The following is a 19,807-nucleotide window of genomic DNA, read 5'->3' as shown; positions in this document are numbered from 1 at the left end:
TATTCGTCCTTAGGCAATTCTATTGTATGGGTTTGCTATGGAACTTGTAAAATGAAAGTAATATTCTTGGAGATGCCTAGCATCAAAAATCTCCACGACAAACGACAATTCCACTTTAAAAGTGATAACCCTTATTAAAAACTAAAATTATGAAAATACGGATGTTTAATTTTTTATTGTTAGTTGTTGGAGTTCATCTTGTAAGCTGTAATGCTTATAGATCGACTGAATCAATTAATAGTGTAATTAATTTAACCACAGAAATTCCTGCTAAAGCCAATAGCTGGATGGTAAATCGGTTTGATAAAGACGCAAAAACACCAAGTGTGGAGGCAAAGCGGTGGACGGATAAGAATCAGGTCATGCGTACCTACTTTAAAACCGATACTTCAGGAAAACTTCACTTAGGCTTACATGCAAATGTTGCAGAAGGACTGTCAAAACTAAAAGTGACGGTAGGAAGTGTATCAAAAACAATCGAAGTGTCTAATACTGACGCTAAAACAATTGATGTAGGTGTGTTTGAGACTACTGAAGGTTATAATATTGTTGAAATTGAAGCGATTGAAAAATCAGGAGCTGTTGTGGCAGACATCGATAAGATACTTATTGGCGGCCCAGCCACTGAAGGCAAGCTGTATTTTATAAAAGACGATGTTTATTTTGGACGTCGCGGTCCATCAGTGCATTTGTCTTATGATGTGCCTAAGAACAAGGAAGTCGTATGGTTTTATAACGAAATTAACGTGCCTGAAGGTGAAGATGTCATTGGCTCCTATTATATGGCTAATGGTTTTGCGGATGGGTATTTCGGAATTCAGGTCAATTCCGAAACGGAGCGTCGTATTTTATTCTCCGTTTGGAGTCCTTTTGACACGCAAGACCCCAAAGATATTCCGGACGATCATAAAATCATTTTGTTAGGTAAAGGTCATGGCGTTACTACGGGCGAATTTGGTAATGAAGGTTCAGGCGGGCAAAGCTACAAAGTGTACAGTTGGAAGCCAAACACATCTTATAAGTTCTTGTTGAAAGGTGTGCCTGCAGAGAATAATTCTACAGATTATACCGCTTATTTCTTCGCGCCGGAAGAAGGGAAATGGAATTTAATAGCCAGTTTTAGAAGGCCACAAGGCAGTAGATACTTAAAAAGACTCTATTCATTTTTAGAAAATTTTGTTCCAGCCACAGGGCATATATCAAGACAGGCCCATTATAATAACCAATGGGTGTATACAACAAATCAGGAGTGGGTAGAATTGACTACTGCTAAATTTACCGCTGATGCTACAGCGCGAAAGGAATCTCGGATGGATTATGCCGGTGGTGTAGAAGGCAATCAATTTTTTATGAGAAATTGTGGCTTCTTTGATGAGACTACAACTATTGGTACTGAGTATACCCGCACAGCCAATGGCATTGCTCCTGACATAGATTTTTCTCAATTGGAAGTTCCAAAAAAATAATTTTTTTTTTTTTTTGAGTTCGTTAGTTAGTTTGTAAACCCGGGAAAATTTTCCCGGGTTTTTTTAATTCTTGTTGGTTTTAATTTTATACAATTTATTACTAGTTTTAAGTGTAGATGGACTTTAATCTCGCATCTTTAAATGAAATTTAACTACTGTTTATTTAAGAAGTTATGAAAAGAATTTCATCTAACTGGTTCATTTATAGTAGAGAGGTCTGCAAAGATTTGTCAAAAAATTTTTATCTTTTTATTGAAAGAGAAAATTTTTAATCGGAAATTGTACTTTCATTACAATAGTATCCACAAATGAGTAAGCTAAGCACACGTATAGACACGTTTTTTAAGAATGATTCTGCACCAGGAATTTTGTTGATTTTGGCCACAGTTACTGCACTAATTGTAGCCAATACGCCTTTAAATCATTTTTATCACACCGTCATGCAACTCAAATTTGAAATGGGCTTTGAAGATGTCTATATATCCAAAACATTGCATCATTGGGTTAATGATGGCTTAATGGCCCTGTTCTTTTTATTGGTGGGACTTGAAATAAAGAGCGAATTGAAATTTGGTAGATTAACCTCTTTTAGATCGGCTACATTTCCTGTAGTGGCTGCATTAAGTGGGGCCATATTTCCGGCGCTTATTTATTTGGCCTTTAATCAAGGTACTGATTATGCTAAGGGTTGGGCTATACCAATGGCTACAGATATTGCTTTTGTCATTGGGGTATTAGCCATGTTGGGATCAAGAATGCCATCATGGGCTAAAGTGTTTATAACAACTATTGCCGTTGTAGATGATCTTATTGCCGTATTGGTTATTGCTTTTTTTTATACTGAACAAATACAATGGGGTGCCTTAGCTATAGCAGGGGGCTGTACTATAATTCTGCTCATATTTAACCATAAAGGTGTTAATAGATTAACGCCTTATCTTGTCGTTGGTTTTATAATGTGGTGGGCTGTTTTAACTTCAGGAATCCATGCCACAATTGCCGGGGTCATTCTGGCACTGACCTTACCTTTGCGCCAAGAATGGGAGCTTGCTAAAATTAGACGCTATGCCTTACGTGGGTACCATCTGTTTAGAGAAGCAAAAGACCATACTTTGTCTATGACAAGTCCTAAAGTCTACCATTACCTCGAAAACACCCAGCGCGAGATGGAATCTCCTTTAAAGCGTTTGGAGCGTAAATTACACGGTTTGGTTTACTTTTTTATCATGCCACTCTTTGCCTTTGTAAATGCCGGTATTGTCTTCGATTCCCAAATTCTAAATGAAGCCTTTCACATCCCTATTACATGGGGAATTATTTTAGGTTTGCTGATAGGGAAACCGGTGGGCATCATGTTGGCTATTTGGGTACTTCTCAAATTTTTCTATAAAAATATGCCACAAACACAGGAAATCTGGCGCTTACTATTTGGAATCTCATTATTATGTGGTATTGGTTTTACCATGTCCCTGTTTATTGTAAACCTCTCGTTTGCAGATCGCGTCATCCAAGAAGAAGCAAAAATTGGCATTTTATTGGCCTCTATTTTAAGTGGTATTTTTGGCTACCTCGTATTGCGTCAGGCAACTCGAAAACCAGAAGCTATTACTGAAGACAAAATGAGTAGGATGGGGTATAACTGATACCATCCCAATTTTGCACCCCATCTTTTTTTAGTGCTCCTACAGAGCTACGTTTTTACTACACGTTATATGGGTGTCAACTATTTCATTGTCCCAACCCATTGTACATTATATGTAAAATGACATCAAGTCCATATAAAATTATGGGTCCACCGATATTATCACTAAGATATTGGCGTACCAATGGCGTAGGCGTATAAGTAACGTTGTCTTCTTAGTACTCATATTGGTTTCTCGCGATGCTCATTTTTATGCATGTATAGGAATTGTACAACAAAATTGCCTAACTTTAGAGAACGTATTTGCCAAAACATTTTTAAACTATGTTCTACCCAAAGTCTAAAATTAGCTGAGGGCAGTGTATAAGTATGTTGTGTTGTTGCAAACGGTCGCTTGTAAAGCGGTAGTATTCTTACGTCTATTACGAATCATTAATTCTCAAATTTAAATCTTATGGAAAAAGATATATACAAATCGAAGAAGCAACTTTCAGTTAACGGAAAAACGTATGATTATTATAGTCTAGAAGCGCTTTCCCAACAAGGATACGATATTCATAAACTGCCGTTTTCCATAAGAATCCTCTTAGAGAATGCAGTTCGTAATTTTGATGGGTTTTCAGTCACTAAAGAAAATGTTGAAACTTTACTGCATTGGAAACCTAAAGGGGTTGATAAAGATATTCCTTTTAAACCTGCGCGTGTATTAATGCAAGATTTTACGGGTGTTCCTGCAGTTGTAGATATTGCAGCGCTCCGTGCAGAGGTGGCAAGGAAAGGTAAAAATCCTGATCATATCAATCCGTTGGTACCTGTAGATTTGGTTATTGACCATTCCGTGCAAGTCGATTATTTTGGTACGGAATATTCCTATCAACGAAATATGGAGGAGGAATATAAACGGAATAAGGAACGTTACCAATTTTTAAAATGGGCACAACAATCCTTTGATAACTTTAGCGTGGTGCCACCAGGAATGGGCATTTGCCATCAAATTAATTTAGAATATTTCTCCAAAGGCGTCATTGAACGCGACGGACAATTGTTTCCTGACACCGTAGTAGGTACAGATAGTCATACCCCAATGGTCAACGGGATTGGTGTTGTAGCTTGGGGCGTTGGTGGTATAGAGGCGGAAGCAGCCATATTGGGGCAGCCTTTATATTTTATCATGCCAGAAGTAATTGGACTACGATTAACTGGTAAATTACCCTTAGGGTCAACAGCAACGGATTTGGTGTTAACCATTGCCAACATTCTTAGAAAGCGAGGTGTGGTTGGTAAATTTGTTGAGGTTTTCGGGCCTGGTTTAGACCATCTATCGGTGCCAGATAGAGCCACTATCGGTAATATGTCACCAGAATTTGGCTGTACCATTACTTATTTCCCAATTGATGATAAAACGCTTACCTATATGCGGGAAAGTAACCGTTCAGAAGACCAGATTAATCTCGTGGAAAATTATTGTAAGGCCAACATGCTATGGCGAGAAAATGAAAATCAAATCAACTATACTGAAGTGGTAGAGTTGGACGTTTCTACGATAGAGCCAACAGTTGCAGGACCTAAACGTCCTCAGGATAAAATACTTTTAAAGAATTTTAAACCCAAGTTCATTGATTTGCTAAGTTCTTCTTTTGAGCGCGAATATATTGAGCATGAAGATCGGGAGTCTGTATTTCGATGGAAGAATGAAGGGGGTAATCAACCGACCCCGCCAACAAAAGAGGTTCCGGGAGATACAAAAATAGAAACGAAAGAGAAAAACGGTCTTAAAACGGTATGGATTGATAAGGGCGAACAAAAGTATTCGCTGTCAGATGGGTCAATTGTAATTGCGGCCATTACTTCCTGCACCAATACGTCTAACCCATTTGTAATGATTGGTGCGGGATTGGTAGCAAAAAAGGCACGCGAAAAAGGAGTGGATGTGAAACCATGGGTAAAAACCTCTTTGGCGCCAGGCTCCAAAGTAGTGACCGACTATCTGAAAAAGGCCAATTTATTAAAAGATTTAGAAGCCCTTCAATTTCATTTGGTAGGGTATGGGTGCACTTCTTGTATTGGAAATTCAGGCCCTTTGCCACCAGCTATTTCTAAGGCTGTAGATGATAATGAACTTGTAGTCTGTTCGGTGCTTTCCGGTAACCGAAACTTTGAAGCACGCGTGCATTCTCAAGTTAAGATGAATTACCTGATGTCGCCAATGCTCGTGGTGGCTTTTGCTATTGCCGGCCGTGTAGACATTAATCTGACTATTGATCCTATCAGTTATGATAAAAATCAATTGCCGGTCTATTTAAAAGACATCTGGCCTACAGATGATGAAATTAATGCGGTGCTTAAAGAAGTCTTGACGCCAAAAGATTTCCAAAAAAACTATTCTGAGATTTTTGAGGGAAATGAGATTTGGAGGAATTTAGAAATCCCTAAAGGCAAGCTATATGACTGGGACCAGGAGTCTACTTATATTCAAGAAATCCCTTTCTTTAAAGATATCTCTGAGACTGCCCCGGCACTGGAGAATATTACCAACGCCAGAGCTTTGCTAGTGTTGGGAGACAGTATTACGACTGATCATATTTCTCCAGCAGGCGCGTTCAACGAACATTCAGCGGCCGGAGAATATCTAATTGCAAGAGGTGTCAAAAAAGAAGCGTTCAATTCTTATGGAAGTCGTCGAGGAAATGATGAGGTTATGGTGCGTGGCACTTTTGCCAACGTACGTATCAAGAATAAACTCGCCAAACAGGAAGGTGGTTACACGTCATATTTGCCAACCGGGGAAGAAATGAGCGTATATGATGCGGCCATGAGGTATCAAAAAGAAAACACCCCATTAGTTGTGTTAACAGGCAAGGAGTATGGAAGCGGTTCCTCACGAGATTGGGCTGCAAAAGGCACCTTTTTATTAGGAGTGAAAGCGGTGATTGCAGAAAGTTATGAGCGTATCCATAGAAGTAATTTAGTAGGTCTAGGGGTTTTACCACTTCAATATGAAGCGGGAGATACCGCAGAAAAGCTCGGATTAACAGGTACAGAAACGTTTACAATTTCAGGAATAGCAGAGGGCCTAACCCCACATAAATCAGTGGAGGTGAGCGCAGCGAATGATAAAGGTGAGGTGATAAAGTTTAAAGCCGTTGCCCGATTGGATTCGTTGATAGATATTGAATATTATCGCCATGGTGGCATTTTACAATACGTACTTCGCCAATTTTTGGATAACGCATAGAATGATAAAGGAATACAATATTGTAATACATTAAATCTAATGAAAATAGCTTCACTAACACAGCATATTATCTACCATGACTCAAAACCAACTATACAAGTATTGATGGAAACTGAGAGTGGGAAGGAAATTCGGATAGCCTTTAAAAAAGATCAGATCATGAAGAAACATAAAACACCATTCCCCATTGTAGTTGAAATTTTTGAAGGTCAGATTGATTTTGGTGTCAATGAGATGGTCTATACCTTAAATAGAGGTGAATTGGTGGCTTTGGAAGGTGGGGTGCCACATGATTTGACAGCCTTGGCTGATAGCATTGTTCGTTTAAGTTTGAATAAGGCAGATTCAGCCCAACGGGTTGAGGATGTTGCGGACCAATAGTTTACTCTTGATGGGTCATTTTTACGAATTGGATATGTTACGAGATGTTTCCATTCTTTGATGCAAACTGTCAGTGATGTAATAGTTCTTAATTTTATGAAAACCATTCATATAAAGCGTATTTATGATCAACCTGCCAAAGATGATGGGTATAGAGTGTTGGTGGATAGAATTTGGCCTCGGGGAATTTCAAAAAAGGATGCCCATTTGGACGATTGGCTTAAAGAAATTGCACCATCAACACCACTGAGAAAATGGTTTGACCATGAACCTGAAAAGTTTGAAGCGTTTTCAAATAAATACAAAATAGAGTTGGAGAATAAATCAGAGATTTTAACCACACTAAGAAACAAAGTCAAATCAAGAACACTCACTTTGCTTTACGGTGCAAAAGATACAGAACATAATCAGGCGGTTGTACTTAAGGAGGTTTTAGAAAATCTTTAACCCCATTGTGATTTTAAGTGTGTATGTCAGTTTGAGGCTGATGTCAGTTTGAGTTCGTATGTCAGTTTGAGCGCAGTCGAAAACCTTAGTAATAGAGATCTTAGCTATTTCGACTGCGCTCAATAGGACAATCGTCATTTAGCAAAGCACAAGAGGATGATTACACTCAGTAGTCCGTTTTATCACAAATTTCATGTTGAGTATGTATGTCAGTTTGAATTGGTATGTCAGTATGAGCGCAGTCGAAAACCTAAAAAATCACGATGTTTAACTATTTCGACTGCGCTCAATAGGACAGTCGTAATTTAATAAAGCTCCAAAGTGCATTTGGATTGAGGACAAGTTTAAATAAAAAAGCCTCTCTATTACTGAGAAGCTTTCTTAATTATAACGGTTTTTTTAAACCTAAATCTTAATCAATTTTGAGGTCGACACTTCACCGTTTTGAGTTCGAATTTTAATGACGTACATACTCTGCACTAAATCAGAGATGTCAAAGTGGTCTGTTGCGGTAAAATTGCCTTTAAAAGATTTAATTTGTTTCCCCGTAAGGTCATAAACATCCAGAGTGTTAAACTCCTTATTGACCTTAAAACTGCTGTGTGTCGGGTTTGGATAAATCACAAGATTGCTTTCTGAATTATTAAAATTTTCAAAATCTTCTAAACTCAATATATTATTTAGTAAGCCATAATTGTGTAAAGATCCTCTATACCAGCCATATTCATTATAAGTGTAGATTCGGTCACCAAAATTTCCAACTACAATTAAATGTTCATTCTTATCGAATTTTGCCGTTTCAGACCCTATAAGTCCTTGAGTTTTAAAATGGTTAATTACGGCGCCATTTTGATTTATTATTCTTAAGCTTTTAGTATAACCAGTAGCGAGCAACATATAGTCGCCGTATGTAAATAAATAGGGATTAAATGTGTCTACTATATCTCCATTTAAAATAAAATTCAAATTATCATCTAATATTACAGTGTTGTTGTCTTCTAAAGAAACGTACATCCTACCATTATTAAATTTTTTAAAAGCACGAATAGGGGATGGCGCTTTATAATGAGAGTATATGTTCTTTATATCAAGCTTGTGAAGTATATAATCGTGATTGTATTTTGTGACCCAATATAAGGTTCCGTTTTCGTCTACGTTAATGGGATATATGCCATAGTTATTTGAAAATTCTCTGGTAAAAACCTTGACCCCGTTTTTATAGAGGTGCAAGAAGTCAGGAGTATTATTTGTTATTGCTTCGTAAGTATAAAAATAATTGTCATTACCTACGGAAAAAATCTCTAAGAATTTTTCGTGGCCAATACTTATTTCTTGAAGTAAATTTCCACTCTCTTTATTAAGTATAAACATTTTACTAGAATCTTCATAATCAAAATAATCTCTTGACATGAATCGTAAATTTTGATTGGCATGAAAAAGTTTTGCAGCATAAGTATGATTTATAAATTCAAATATACCATCGGGACTCAATTTGTATAAATCGTATCCAATTCCATAGTAGTCTCCAGCTCTAGGCAAATTTAAATATAGCATGTTATTCTCATCTAAATGATAATCAATAGATTTACCTCGAGATGATAGAAGATTAAAAATGTTTTCAGGAACCTCTACCTCCCAGATTTTTTTCAAATTGGAATCATATTTAATTATGCGTTCATTAAGCGGGGGATTTGTACCGCCTTTTCCCAAATATTCAGGACCCATTTTTTCAGAGACCATTAATAGGTAATTATTATCATTATCAATTACTAACCGATGCTGAAAGGAACGTGAAGTACCGATACCTGAAAAAGAATAATCATGAAGTATTTGACGGTCGTCAATTTTCTCTGCTTTGATGTTCAACTGCGTAAGAAATTGTGATTCAGGAAACATTTTATCATAACTCGTGCCTATTACGGCGATAGTATTAGCATCGATTTTCGAGAAATCGACAAGTTCAAAAGTATCTGACGTTGTGAACGCTTTAAGCTCAGTTAGCGTATTTGAAAATAGTCGAAGGTTTGAATTACTTGAGGTTAAGAAAAAGGTGCCATCCGTATTAAGTTTAAAGCCAGTGCCTAACAAGCCGGAGGGGTCTGTATCTACTACCAATGTGTTATTTCCATCAATGCTCAAAAAATCCATAGCATTGCTATTGAGATTATTGGCAAGAATGATATTCTTGTTTTGCTCATTAATAAAGGAGCCTATCAAATGATACTTTTCTATAGCTGGTGTAGTGATAGAATAAATTAGTAACTCGTTTTTCGTATCAATTTTTGATACATTAAATTTATCCCCAGATTTATGAGATGACGGGTTAAAACCTACAGCATAACAATTCCCTTCGCTGTCTATGTTCAGTTGAATGTGATTAAATAAAGGAGAGTTGTAATAGTATTTTGCGAAGATTGGATCTGTAATTGCAATACTGGTATGAATGTTCTGATCTTGTATTTTATAAAATTTAAAAGTATTTATTGTGGCGTCATCAGCCGAACTTTTAGTTATAAAATAAAAGGTTTGATCTTGTATTTTCGACACAACGCCGTTGTTTTGCATTGTTTTTGTAAATGAACTGATAATATCCCCGTCATTATTGATTTTTAGAAATCGAAAATCATGGCCATCTAAGGTCATATTGTCAGTGGGAGCATAAACCAAACTTAATGAGCCGTCAGGATTCAAAGATACATTCATGTGGGTGTAATCAACATAGTCAGAACCGTCTTCATTGCCTATGGTTTTATTATATAATATCTGTCCATTTTCATTGAATTTTGTTATGAATAGAATTCCAGTGGAATAGGATTGCTTTAAAGCGCTCCTGCCAATGACATAAAGTTCATTTTTAGAACTGATAAAGGATTTAACGGGAATGTCATAGGATAAGTTTGTCTTTTGAGATACCGTTTTTTGCCACACAACATTAAAATTTTTGTCAAGTTTTGTGGCAATGACATCTGTAAACGTAGAGTCTTTTTCGGTGGTACCAATAATCAATAAATTTTTGTTGCCATCTACGTGAGAAAAGAATGCCATATCTCGATTGGTGTGATGGTTCAATCCGAAGGATTCACTTTTGACGGGCACTAAGGGTTCTTGGGAAAAGAGTTGACAACAGATGGTAAAGATAAAGGAGCAGAGTATAATTTTTTTCATAAGCTATTTGTAATGAAGATGTATCAATGAGCTGGAATTCATTTGTAAATAGGGTTATTGTTTTTTTTGAATTGGGGTGTCTTTGTTTGTTGATTTCAGTTATAGGTTTTACATGAAAATTAAGTCATAAAAATAATCATAAATATAGCATTATTAAGTCTGTTATATCACAACGGTTATGAACATCTTGATTAAGTACAGCACAATTGGATGATTACCCTCAGCAGTCTGTTTTATAGCAAAGGACCAAATTAGTTTGTATGACAGTTTGAATTGGTATGTCAGTTTGAGCGCAGTCGAAAACCTAAAAAGTTCCGATGTTTAACTATTTCGACTGCGCTCAATAGGACAGTCGTAATTTAATAAAGCTCCAAAGTGCATTTGGATTGAGGACAAATTTAAATAAAAAAGCCTCTCTATTACTGAGAAGCTTTCTTAATTATAACGGTTTTTTTAAACCTACATCTTAATCAATTTTGAGGTCGACACTTCTCCGTTTTGAGTTCGAATTTTAATGACGTACATACTCTGCACTAAATCAGAAATATCAAAACCGTCCGTTTGCGTAAAAGTTCCTCTAAACGATTTGATACGTTTTCCCGTCAGATCATAGATATCAAGTACACTAAAATCTCTATTCACTTTAAAGCTACTGTTGGTAGGATTTGGATAAATGATGAAACTTGAAGCGCTCTCAAAACCATCCGTACTTAACGTAGCACGTTTGTTTCCAAAAATTCTAAACTGACCAGCAGTAATCGTAATCGTAGGCTGGTTGTAACTTGTGTTTCCTGTATTATCCATCAAATCATACCAAGTTTCTCCGGCAGGAATTGTGGTATTAACCGTTTTGGAAGTCACATCAAAATTAGCCAATACAATCACATTTTTCAAACTGCTACTTGGTAAAGCAGTATTAAAAATTTCAATAGAAGGCGTTAGCGTATTGGTGTTGATTTTATAATCGCCTTCAAAAACCGCTTCTGTTGTTTTTAGCTTGATGAGTTGCGCCCAATCATTATAGATTTTACTTCTAGTGGTGTTGGCCAACCAATTCTGTGTCCATTGAGGTTGTGGTTTGGTATCCAATTTACAATCGCCGTCAGCCCCACCTGGGACATTTACACTACCATTATTACAGGTGAAGATGGAGTTTTCCATGCCTAATTCGCCAAAGTGCCAGATCATTTTTGGTCCAGGAACGGTCAAGGTGACCGCACCTAAAGCAGACATTCTAGATAACGCAACATTCAAGTCTTTAACATCATGAGCACTGTTGGTGCTGTTGCCATACATTAAATTTTTGTACATCAAACGTTCCTCATCATGACTTTCGGCATAGCCTACAACACGTGCGCCTTGAAATTGTGGTCGCGATTTATGACCAATTGCGCTGATATTATTGTCAGAGTTATAGCCCATAGTCAATTGGTTATAGGCGTTGGTCATTTTACCCCACATCATGACACCTTTACCTTCATTATACTTGTAATTAGCCCATTCCTTTTCTTCATTTTCAGAACCTAAATGTTCAAAAATAACATAATGGTTAGGATCAAGAGACCATGAATAATCGGCGTAATCTTTTAAAACCGCTACACGATCGGCTTGGTAAGCGTTGGTGCAGCCTTCATCATTTGCAGTACAATTTTGGGTAAATCCTTTGGTTAAATCCCATCGGAACCCATCAATATTAAATTCTTCCACCCAATGTTTCACCACACGCTTTACATACGCTTGGGTTAGCGGACTGGTATGATCAAAATCAGATCCTACATTGTAGCTGTGTCGTGCTTCTGTATTGAAATACGGATTTTCACTGCTAGGATTTCCCCAACCATCACCATCTGCATCCTCCATCCACATTCTGACCATCGGGTTTCTCCCGAAAGCATGATTTAAAGCCACATCCAGAATGACGGCGATATCGTTTTGATGACAAAGGTCAATAAATTCTTTGAGCTTGTTTTCAGTGCCATAAAACTTATCTAAAGCCATATGAAACGACGTATTGTAGCCCCAGCTTTCATTGCCTTCAAACTCCATCACGGGTAATAATTGAATTGCGTTTATGTTGAGGTTTTTAAAATAATCCATCTTATCAATTAAATCCTGATAATTTCGGTCTGTATCAAAATCTCTAACGAGTACTTCATAGATGATGAGATCTTCCTTTTTCGGTTTTGCGAAATTTTTGACCTTCCAACTGTACGCTGTTTGATCTGTTTGTAAAACCGTTACCTCACGATCTTGACCGGCAGGATAGGCGGGAAGGTTAGGGTAGGTGGTTGCAGGAATATAAGGATCGTCATAAGGTGATAAAACTAATGTTGAAAACGGATCGGCAGTCTTTACCATTTTAGGCGAATTGGGTGCCGGAGTGTTATCCACCACCCAATATTGATAGGTTTCAACTTTTTTAGGTGTTAATTCTGATAACTTTACCCAAAATTTAGACTCGCGTGTAGGATCTTTTTTCATGGCATGTGCTGAAGTTGGCTGCCAATTGTTAAAACTTCCGGCCACGTAAACAAAATCTTTACCCGGGGCATTCAATACTAAAACGGCTTCAGTTGCATTCAAATAAGTAATACCTTCTTGATAATTGGCAGGCATTATTGCGGTGGTTGTGCCAGGATCTACCAATATTGAAAATGTTTTAGTAAGCGTATTGGAATCTTTAGTCACTTCTAATTGGTAGTTTGTGTTTTGCGTGATTCCTGTATGTGTAAAAGTATAGGTTGTGATGTTAGCTTTCGTATCAATAGTTATCCCGTTAGCTTTTAATGCATAGGTGGCAGAACCTCCCGTGTTTTTAGCAGCAATACTAAAATTGCTGCCAGAACTAATGACGGTTGTAGACCCTGCAGCTGGTTGTGTGAGTTCCATTTGGAAAGCACCAACATTTAGGGTGATATCTTGCGATTTTTTATCACCAGAACCATCTTTAGCTTTTATAAGAAATCCAATTCGTCCAATATTTGTTCTGTTAAAAAAAGTTGTGGGAGTAAAGGCGATGGTATACGTGTCTGTACTGCTATTGTAAGTTAATTTATTGGATTCGCTAGATGCTGTCCAGGCACCATTGGTAGGGCAGTCTTGTTGGTTGCTTAGATTGACGTCATAGGACCATGCCCATAAGTAGAGTGAATTTGTGGTCACGCCCCACGCAGTTTCATTAATGCTGTTGCCATTAAATGTGATGGTGATATTCTGATCTTCTTCAAATGACGTAGGAGACACCGTATAAGTTACTGTTTGCTGTTGTGCAAAAGAGAACGAACATAGGAACAGCACTAAATAAAATGTAATTTTTTGCATGTGGAATTATTTTAAATAAAAAAGGCTATTCTTAGAGAATAGCCTTTTTTTTAGATGATTTACTTTATTTTGTAAGTAGGCTTGGTTTCATCACTAAAATCAAGCGTGATGGTATAGGTACCAGCAGTCACTTTAATGTTGTTGCCATCCTCTTGGTCCAAAACACCGTCTGAATTAACATCTCCATAATCGCCACCCCAAGCATCATTTTTTCTAAATTTCAATTCGCCATCTTTAAGCGTAAAGTCTTTCAGAACCCAAACTCCTGGTTGAGAGAAATCTGGAGAAAATTTGGTATCTGGTCCGTCCCAGCCGTTAGGTGTAGCAGATCCTACTGCACCCCAAATATCTGTGGGCTCGATTGTATATTTCAGAGTTTCAAAATTAGCAGTTACTAAATAATAACCGGCTGTAACTTTAATATTGTTCTCGGCTTCTTGGTCCAGCACACCATCTTCATTAAGGTCTCCATAATCACCACCCCACGTATCGTTCATTCTGAATTTTAACTCGCCTTCTTTCAGCTGTACAACAGCCTTGAAACTATCTGTATTATAATCATATTGAAGTTTCGTATCTGGTCCGTCCCAACCATTAGGCGTTGCGGAACCAACAAGACCCCAATAGAATTTTTCAATTTTATAGGTATTGTCATTCCAGTTAATGGTTACTTTGTAAGTGCCCGCCTTAACTTTAATATTGTTTTCTGCCTCCTGATCTAAGATGCCATTGGCGTCAACATCACCGAAATCGCCACCCCATGTGTTGTTTTCACGGAATTTAATTTCACCTTCTTTTAAAGTCACATAAGCTACAATAACATTGTTTTCTGAAGTGGTATAGAATTTGGCATCAGGACCATCCCAACCATTTGGTGCAGCAGAACCAACAATGCCCCAAGTAGATTCAGTAACACCGCTTTCTACTGTAGCTTCCTGTAATTTTACAGAAATTGTTTTGGCATCAGAAAATACTTCAGATCCACCATTACCAACATAAGCACGAACCCTTACAGCAAATGCACCTGTATTTGGAGCAGGAGTTGTAGGATTAGCGTCTAGGCCAGCTTCCTTCGCAACAGCCATCATTTGACCAATAGTCATTGCAATTTCATTGTTAGTAGTGGTACCTACTAAAACAGCATCACTAAAATCGCCTGCAATTGAGCGTTGCAAATCATAAGATACGTTTGTAGGAACGCCAAAGTCTGCGCTGTTCCAAGTAAATCGCTCTCCAAGATTAGCTCCAGTAGTAGCGGTTAAAATGTATTCTGGTAAAGTGGTGTTGGTCAAAACAAACCCTGTAGGTTCTTGAGCTACAAAGATGACATCATCTTCGGTTTCACAAGAACTTAGCCCAATCATGGCTAAAATAAATAAGCTTAATATTTTAAAATTTTTCATGTGTGTGTATGTTTTAATATCCTGGGTTTTGTGTTAAGTTGGTGTTGATTCCTAAGTCTGTTGAAGGTAAAGGCATCAAATCTCTAAAGGATTCTGTTGTTTTTCCTTGTGGTACATTTCCTTTCCAAGGCCATAAACCTTGATCAGAGAATTTGCCAAATCTGATTAAATCTGTTCTTCTATGTGCTTCCCAATACAACTCTCTTGAACGTTCAGCAAGAATAAAATCTTTAGTTAAACTTGATTGGGTAATATTTCCGCTGGTGTTGCCATAAGCGCGTGTACGTAAGTTGTTAATATATGTTACCGCGTTTGCTTCTGAACCACCACCATTTCTGACGACTGCCTCTGCATACATTAAATAAGCATCAGCCAATCTAAACATTGGGAAATCTGTGTCAGGGAAATCGCCTGTTTGATCAGAACCAGCAACGCCATTTACATCTACGTTTCTGTACTTTTCAACGGCATATCCATTAGTAAAGTTGGAGATGTTTGTAATTTCCTTTGTTTGGCCATCTGTATGGAACAATGCTCTTTTATCAGCAGAGTTTGCTTCTCCAGGAAATTGTTCTACCAGTTTGGAGGTCGTTCTAAGACCAGCCCATCCGCCGTTAATACCAAATTCGGCTGGAACCATACTACCACCTACCGAGGCGTGAATTAAAAAGGTCATTCCTCCATATGACTGTGTTTTTAACCCATCAAATGTAATTGGAAAAATAACTTCTGATTGTGTCCCATTAGTGTCATTATCAGCTAAAAACAATTGGTAGTATGGGTTGTCAGCAATGCTATACCCTGCATCAATAACTTTGGTCGTATAGGTAATTACTTTATCATACTGTGGAGATTCAATATAGACTTCCGCATTTAAATACAATTTAGAAAGCAACATCCAAACCGCAGCCTGATCAGCTCTACCGTAATCATTTTCTCGTGCACCAATAATCTCATTCTCTATGGCAAGCAGTTCTGTTTCTATATAACTATACAGGTCTTTACTTTTGATTTGTGTTGGTAAAAATGCACCAATAGGATCTTTTTCAGTTACAAATGGCACATTACCAAATAAATCTAATGCGTGCCAGTAGGTTAAAGCTCTTAAAAAACGCGCTTCCGCTCTGTATTTTTGAATCTCACTACGTAAATTTGACTCAGTACCTCTCGCATCCAGTTTTTTGTCTGATGTTTGACGTAAAAATTCATTGGTTAACGCCACTTGATAAAAAATTCTGCTGTACATGGTACGGATAAATTCATTACCTGAGGTCCATGTTTGAGCGTGTAAGTCTTTAATAGTGCCATCATTCCATCCTATTACGGCTTCGTCAGTGGTTAGCTCTTGCATTGACCAGTACAAGCGTAAATAGTTGGAAAACCCTTCATCTAATCCTGACAAATCAGGATCGCCTGCAGGACCTTGTTGTCCACTTACAGAAAGGCCTGCATATAATTTGGCTAAAAAAGCCTTGTAGGCTCCAGGCTCTTCAAAGGCAGCATCTGCTGTAAGACGATTGTCTTCAGGTTGCAAATCTAATTCACTCTCACACGACTGTGCAAAAAACACGAGCGTGAAAGCGATAAAGATTGTTTTAATTGTTCTTAACATAACATTGTGTTTAATATTATTATTCATGATATTAAAAAGTAAAATTTAAGCCTAGTACATAGGTTTGTGGTCTTGGATAGAAATTATTATCTATACCATTGGAAATTTCTGGATCCAAACCTTCGTATTCAGTAATGGTGAATAAATTTGTAGCTGTTAGCGACAGTCTCAAATTTAAATTTTCACCAGGAACCAGATAGCCTAGAGACACGTTATCTAATTTTACAAAATCAGCTCTTCTGATGTGGTAATCAGAAAATAAGACTTGTTTTTGAAAATTGGTAGTCAAAACACTAGAGTGAGCATTAACGTAATATTGTCCCGGAGCATCATTTACAGTGGTTATATTACCTCTGTCTGAAGCGACATTATTATACATATAATTTCCTAAGCTTCCTCTAAACGTAAAACTGAAATCTAAGTTTTTATAGTTTAACGTGTTAGTGAATCCTAAATAAGCATCAGGTGATGCTTTTTTATAGGCTTGTTTGTCAGCTTCTGTTATTTGGTTATCACCATTAACATCTACATAGGCACCTTCAATTGGTTTTCCTGCTGTGTCATAAACTTGTCTAAATACGTAAAACGTAGATGGGTCTAAGCCTTCTCTCCACAATTGAATGTTGTTGCCAACACCACCACTAATTCCACCTTGAGCGATAAAGAAATTAGGGTCATTACCCAACGATAGCTTCGTAATCTTGTTTTCTTGTAAGGTCGCATTGAAGGCCATATCCCAATTAAAATCTTCAGACCTTGCTAAGGCACCATTCAAACTAAACTCAATACCTTTACTTAATACTGAGCCGACGTTGGTGGTTAATAAATCTGACAAGTTAGAGCCTGCTGCTGTTGGAATAGTTGCCAACAAATCATTGGTTTCTCTATAATAAGCATCTACAGTACCTGTTAGGCGTTCATTAAATAAACCAAAGTCTAGAGCAACGTTGTATTGAGATGTTTCCTCCCATTTCAAGTTTTCATCAAACTCTTCAGGGCGCAGCGTATTCACATATTGTGGAACGCCGTTGTTATAACCAAACTGAACACTTGCATCAGATCTTCCTGGAGTATAGACTCCTAAATAACCGTAATTCTGGCCAATTTCTTGCTGACCTGTTTTACCCCAACCTGCTCTTAGTTTTAGGTTTGAGAAAATAGAATTTTGCAAAAATGCTTCATTACTTAGTTTCCAACCTGCAGAAACACCAGGGAAGGTACTCCATCTATTCTTCTCGCCAAAACGGGAAGAACCATCACGTCTTACAGTTAATGATAACAAATACTTGTTAGCAATGTCAAAACTTGCACGTGCAAAATAGGATTCTAAGGCATTTCTATTAATAATGGTTTCACGCGCTATTAAATTCCCAGCAGTTTCGGTTTCACTACGGTCAGATTTGATGAAGAATTCTTGATAGGAATGTCCAGCGGTCAAATCGATCTTTGTGTTAAGAGACGTTAAATCTGTTTTATAATTGAAGAAGAAATCTAACAAAGAGTTTCTATTAAAACCTTCATAAAAATTTTCATAATTAAAACCTCCTGGATTTGTTGGGCTAGCCAATCTGTATTCCTTTCCGGATAATTCAGAATAATCAAGACCAGCATTTAAGTTGAACTTTAAACCCTCCAAGAACGGAAGGTTATAATCAATATTAAAATTGGTAATATTCCGTTTATTACGCGCTCTATTATTATTGTTGTCCAAAGAGAATACAGGATTAACCAATGCCAAACTTTGGCCTACATACTGAAAGTAGGAGCCATCAGCATTGTACACTTGATGTGTGGGGTCAAAACCGATTGCAGACCCAATAGCACCTTTGTCAGCATATTTATTATCATCTAATATTCCTTTTGTAGTTAAGGTAAGCTTTAGGTCATTATCCAATAGGCGTTTAACTGCCGAGAGATTTACCGAGTTACGCTCATATAAATCGCCAGTCAAAACCCCTTGTTGTGAGGTATGGTTTACGTTGGCACGGAAATTAAAACTGTCAAAACCTTGAGAAACAGTAACGTTATGAATGGCACCAACAGCGGTTTGATAAATTTGTTTTTGCCAATCTGTACTAGCGTTTCCTAGCAAGCTTCCATCAAAATTGGTATCTGTCTCAGCAATAGCTCTAAACTCATTGGCTGTTAATACATCTACAAAGTCAGTTACTTGGGCAACAGATGCTTTAAGATCGTATTCCACTTTTAAAGGTGCATTTGTCTTACCTTTCTTAGTAGTAATTAAAATTACACCATTTGACGCACGGGAACCATAAATTGCTGTTGCCGAGGCATCTTTCAATACAACAAAATCTTCAATGTCATTTGGGTTAATAGCGTTTAATTGATTTCTCACACCTTGTACACCGCGTTGATCTAACGGTAAACCATCAATGACTATCAAAGGGGAATTGTTAGCTGATAATGACGCACCACCTCTAATTCTAATTTCAGATCCACCACCCGGATCTCCACCGCCAGAAGTAATACGAACACCGGCAGATTTCCCTGCCAGTAATTGTTCTGGAGAAACGATAGCACCTTGATTGAATTCTTTCTCGCTTACTTTTTCAACTGACCCAGTAGCATCCTGTTTTGTAGTAGATCCGTATCCAATCAATACGATTTCGTCTAACAAAGCAGTATCTTCAGCAAGTGTTACATTCAGGGGTTGTTGGCCGTTATAATTAAATTCTTGCAATTTAAAACCAACATAGGAGAATACAATCACATCGCCGTTTTTCGCGCTGATGCTATAATTCCCATCAAAATCAGTCGTTGTTCCTGTATTTGTTCCTTTAATTAAAATATTTACGCCCGGCAAGGGCACGTTAGCCTGATCTGTTACAGTCCCAGAAACAGTGGTTTGCGACCACATGACTGTGGGTATTAAAAATACCAATAACAGCATGCTATTTAAAAATGTTTTCATACACTATTTTTAAAGTTAATTGTTTTAATAATTCACTTATATTTTCACTTCTTGGGTTAAAGCTATGTAAATTTTGTGTCATTAATCGGTTTATCATTATCAGATAATCAGCGAAAACGTTTTCGTGTTGACAACTTTTTTGTTATCAAGGGTTTTTACCTAAATATCCATAAAAAAAATTAAAATCATTAGTAATTTCATAC

At 37.3% G+C, this 19,807-nt stretch carries 10 protein-coding genes; 5 read left to right on the top strand and 5 right to left on the bottom strand.

Features of this window, described 5'->3' with window-relative positions:
* Positions 1-149 precede the first annotated feature (149 nt).
* The 5 genes from BXY82_RS02055 (at position 150) to BXY82_RS02035 (ending at position 7,171) form a co-directional block, all read left to right on the top strand.
* Positions 150-1,466, top strand: a complete 1,317-nt coding sequence (locus tag BXY82_RS02055; RefSeq protein ID WP_133756516.1) for a DUF3472 domain-containing protein — start codon at positions 150-152, stop codon at positions 1,464-1,466.
* Positions 1,467-1,774: 308 nt separating this feature from the next.
* Positions 1,775-3,109, top strand: a complete 1,335-nt coding sequence (nhaA, locus tag BXY82_RS02050) for a Na+/H+ antiporter NhaA (protein WP_133756515.1) — start codon at positions 1,775-1,777, stop codon at positions 3,107-3,109.
* A 453-nt stretch (positions 3,110-3,562) separates the two neighbouring features.
* The gene (acnA, locus tag BXY82_RS02045) at positions 3,563-6,343 is read left to right on the top strand and encodes an aconitate hydratase AcnA (RefSeq protein WP_133756514.1); all 2,781 of its coding nucleotides are present in this window, start codon (positions 3,563-3,565) and stop codon (positions 6,341-6,343) included.
* 39 nt (positions 6,344-6,382) lie between these two features.
* Positions 6,383-6,724: a cupin domain-containing protein gene (locus BXY82_RS02040; protein ID WP_133756513.1), complete on the top strand. Its 342-nt coding sequence runs from the start codon at positions 6,383-6,385 to the stop codon at positions 6,722-6,724.
* A gap of 96 nt (positions 6,725-6,820) precedes the next feature.
* Positions 6,821-7,171 (top strand): DUF488 domain-containing protein, encoded by a 351-nt coding sequence (locus BXY82_RS02035; protein WP_133756512.1) that lies wholly within the window; start codon positions 6,821-6,823, stop codon positions 7,169-7,171.
* Between the two features lie 405 nt (positions 7,172-7,576).
* On the opposite strand, the gene BXY82_RS02030 is transcribed toward BXY82_RS02035, so the two are convergent.
* From BXY82_RS02030 to BXY82_RS02010, 5 genes are all read right to left on the bottom strand, one after another.
* Positions 7,577-10,336 (bottom strand): T9SS type A sorting domain-containing protein, encoded by a 2,760-nt coding sequence (locus BXY82_RS02030; RefSeq protein ID WP_133756511.1) that lies wholly within the window; start codon positions 10,334-10,336, stop codon positions 7,577-7,579.
* 459 nt (positions 10,337-10,795) lie between these two features.
* The gene (locus BXY82_RS02025) at positions 10,796-13,657 is read right to left on the bottom strand and encodes an alpha-amylase family glycosyl hydrolase (RefSeq protein ID WP_133756510.1); all 2,862 of its coding nucleotides are present in this window, start codon (positions 13,655-13,657) and stop codon (positions 10,796-10,798) included.
* Positions 13,658-13,716: 59 nt separating this feature from the next.
* Positions 13,717-15,060: a SusF/SusE family outer membrane protein gene (locus BXY82_RS02020; protein WP_133756509.1), complete on the bottom strand. Its 1,344-nt coding sequence runs from the start codon at positions 15,058-15,060 to the stop codon at positions 13,717-13,719.
* A 13-nt stretch (positions 15,061-15,073) separates the two neighbouring features.
* A complete protein-coding gene (locus BXY82_RS02015; protein ID WP_133756508.1) occupies positions 15,074-16,672 on the bottom strand; it encodes a RagB/SusD family nutrient uptake outer membrane protein in 1,599 nt (532 codons plus the stop codon).
* Positions 16,673-16,703: 31 nt separating this feature from the next.
* Positions 16,704-19,604, bottom strand: a complete 2,901-nt coding sequence (locus BXY82_RS02010) for a SusC/RagA family TonB-linked outer membrane protein (protein WP_133756507.1) — start codon at positions 19,602-19,604, stop codon at positions 16,704-16,706.
* Positions 19,605-19,807: the final 203 nt, after the last annotated feature.

Origin of the sequence: Gelidibacter sediminis (genome assembly GCF_004364975.1) — a bacterium.
Classification (GTDB): domain Bacteria; phylum Bacteroidota; class Bacteroidia; order Flavobacteriales; family Flavobacteriaceae; genus Gelidibacter; species Gelidibacter sediminis.
Note: the sequence above shows the minus strand (reverse complement) of the source record. Positions and strands in the feature narration are given on the sequence as shown.

Coding starts and splice junctions, on each gene's coding strand:
- BXY82_RS02040 (WP_133756513.1), top strand. CDS start 6,383: ATGAAAATAGCTTCACTAACACAGCATATTATCTACCATGACTCAAAA.
- nhaA (WP_133756515.1), top strand. CDS start 1,775: ATGAGTAAGCTAAGCACACGTATAGACACGTTTTTTAAGAATGATTCT.
- BXY82_RS02055 (WP_133756516.1), top strand. CDS start 150: ATGAAAATACGGATGTTTAATTTTTTATTGTTAGTTGTTGGAGTTCAT.
- BXY82_RS02015 (WP_133756508.1), bottom strand. CDS start 16,672: ATGTTAAGAACAATTAAAACAATCTTTATCGCTTTCACGCTCGTGTTT.
- BXY82_RS02010 (WP_133756507.1), bottom strand. CDS start 19,604: ATGAAAACATTTTTAAATAGCATGCTGTTATTGGTATTTTTAATACCC.
- BXY82_RS02025 (WP_133756510.1), bottom strand. CDS start 13,657: ATGCAAAAAATTACATTTTATTTAGTGCTGTTCCTATGTTCGTTCTCT.
- acnA (WP_133756514.1), top strand. CDS start 3,563: ATGGAAAAAGATATATACAAATCGAAGAAGCAACTTTCAGTTAACGGA.
- BXY82_RS02020 (WP_133756509.1), bottom strand. CDS start 15,060: ATGAAAAATTTTAAAATATTAAGCTTATTTATTTTAGCCATGATTGGG.
- BXY82_RS02030 (WP_133756511.1), bottom strand. CDS start 10,336: ATGAAAAAAATTATACTCTGCTCCTTTATCTTTACCATCTGTTGTCAA.
- BXY82_RS02035 (WP_133756512.1), top strand. CDS start 6,821: ATGAAAACCATTCATATAAAGCGTATTTATGATCAACCTGCCAAAGAT.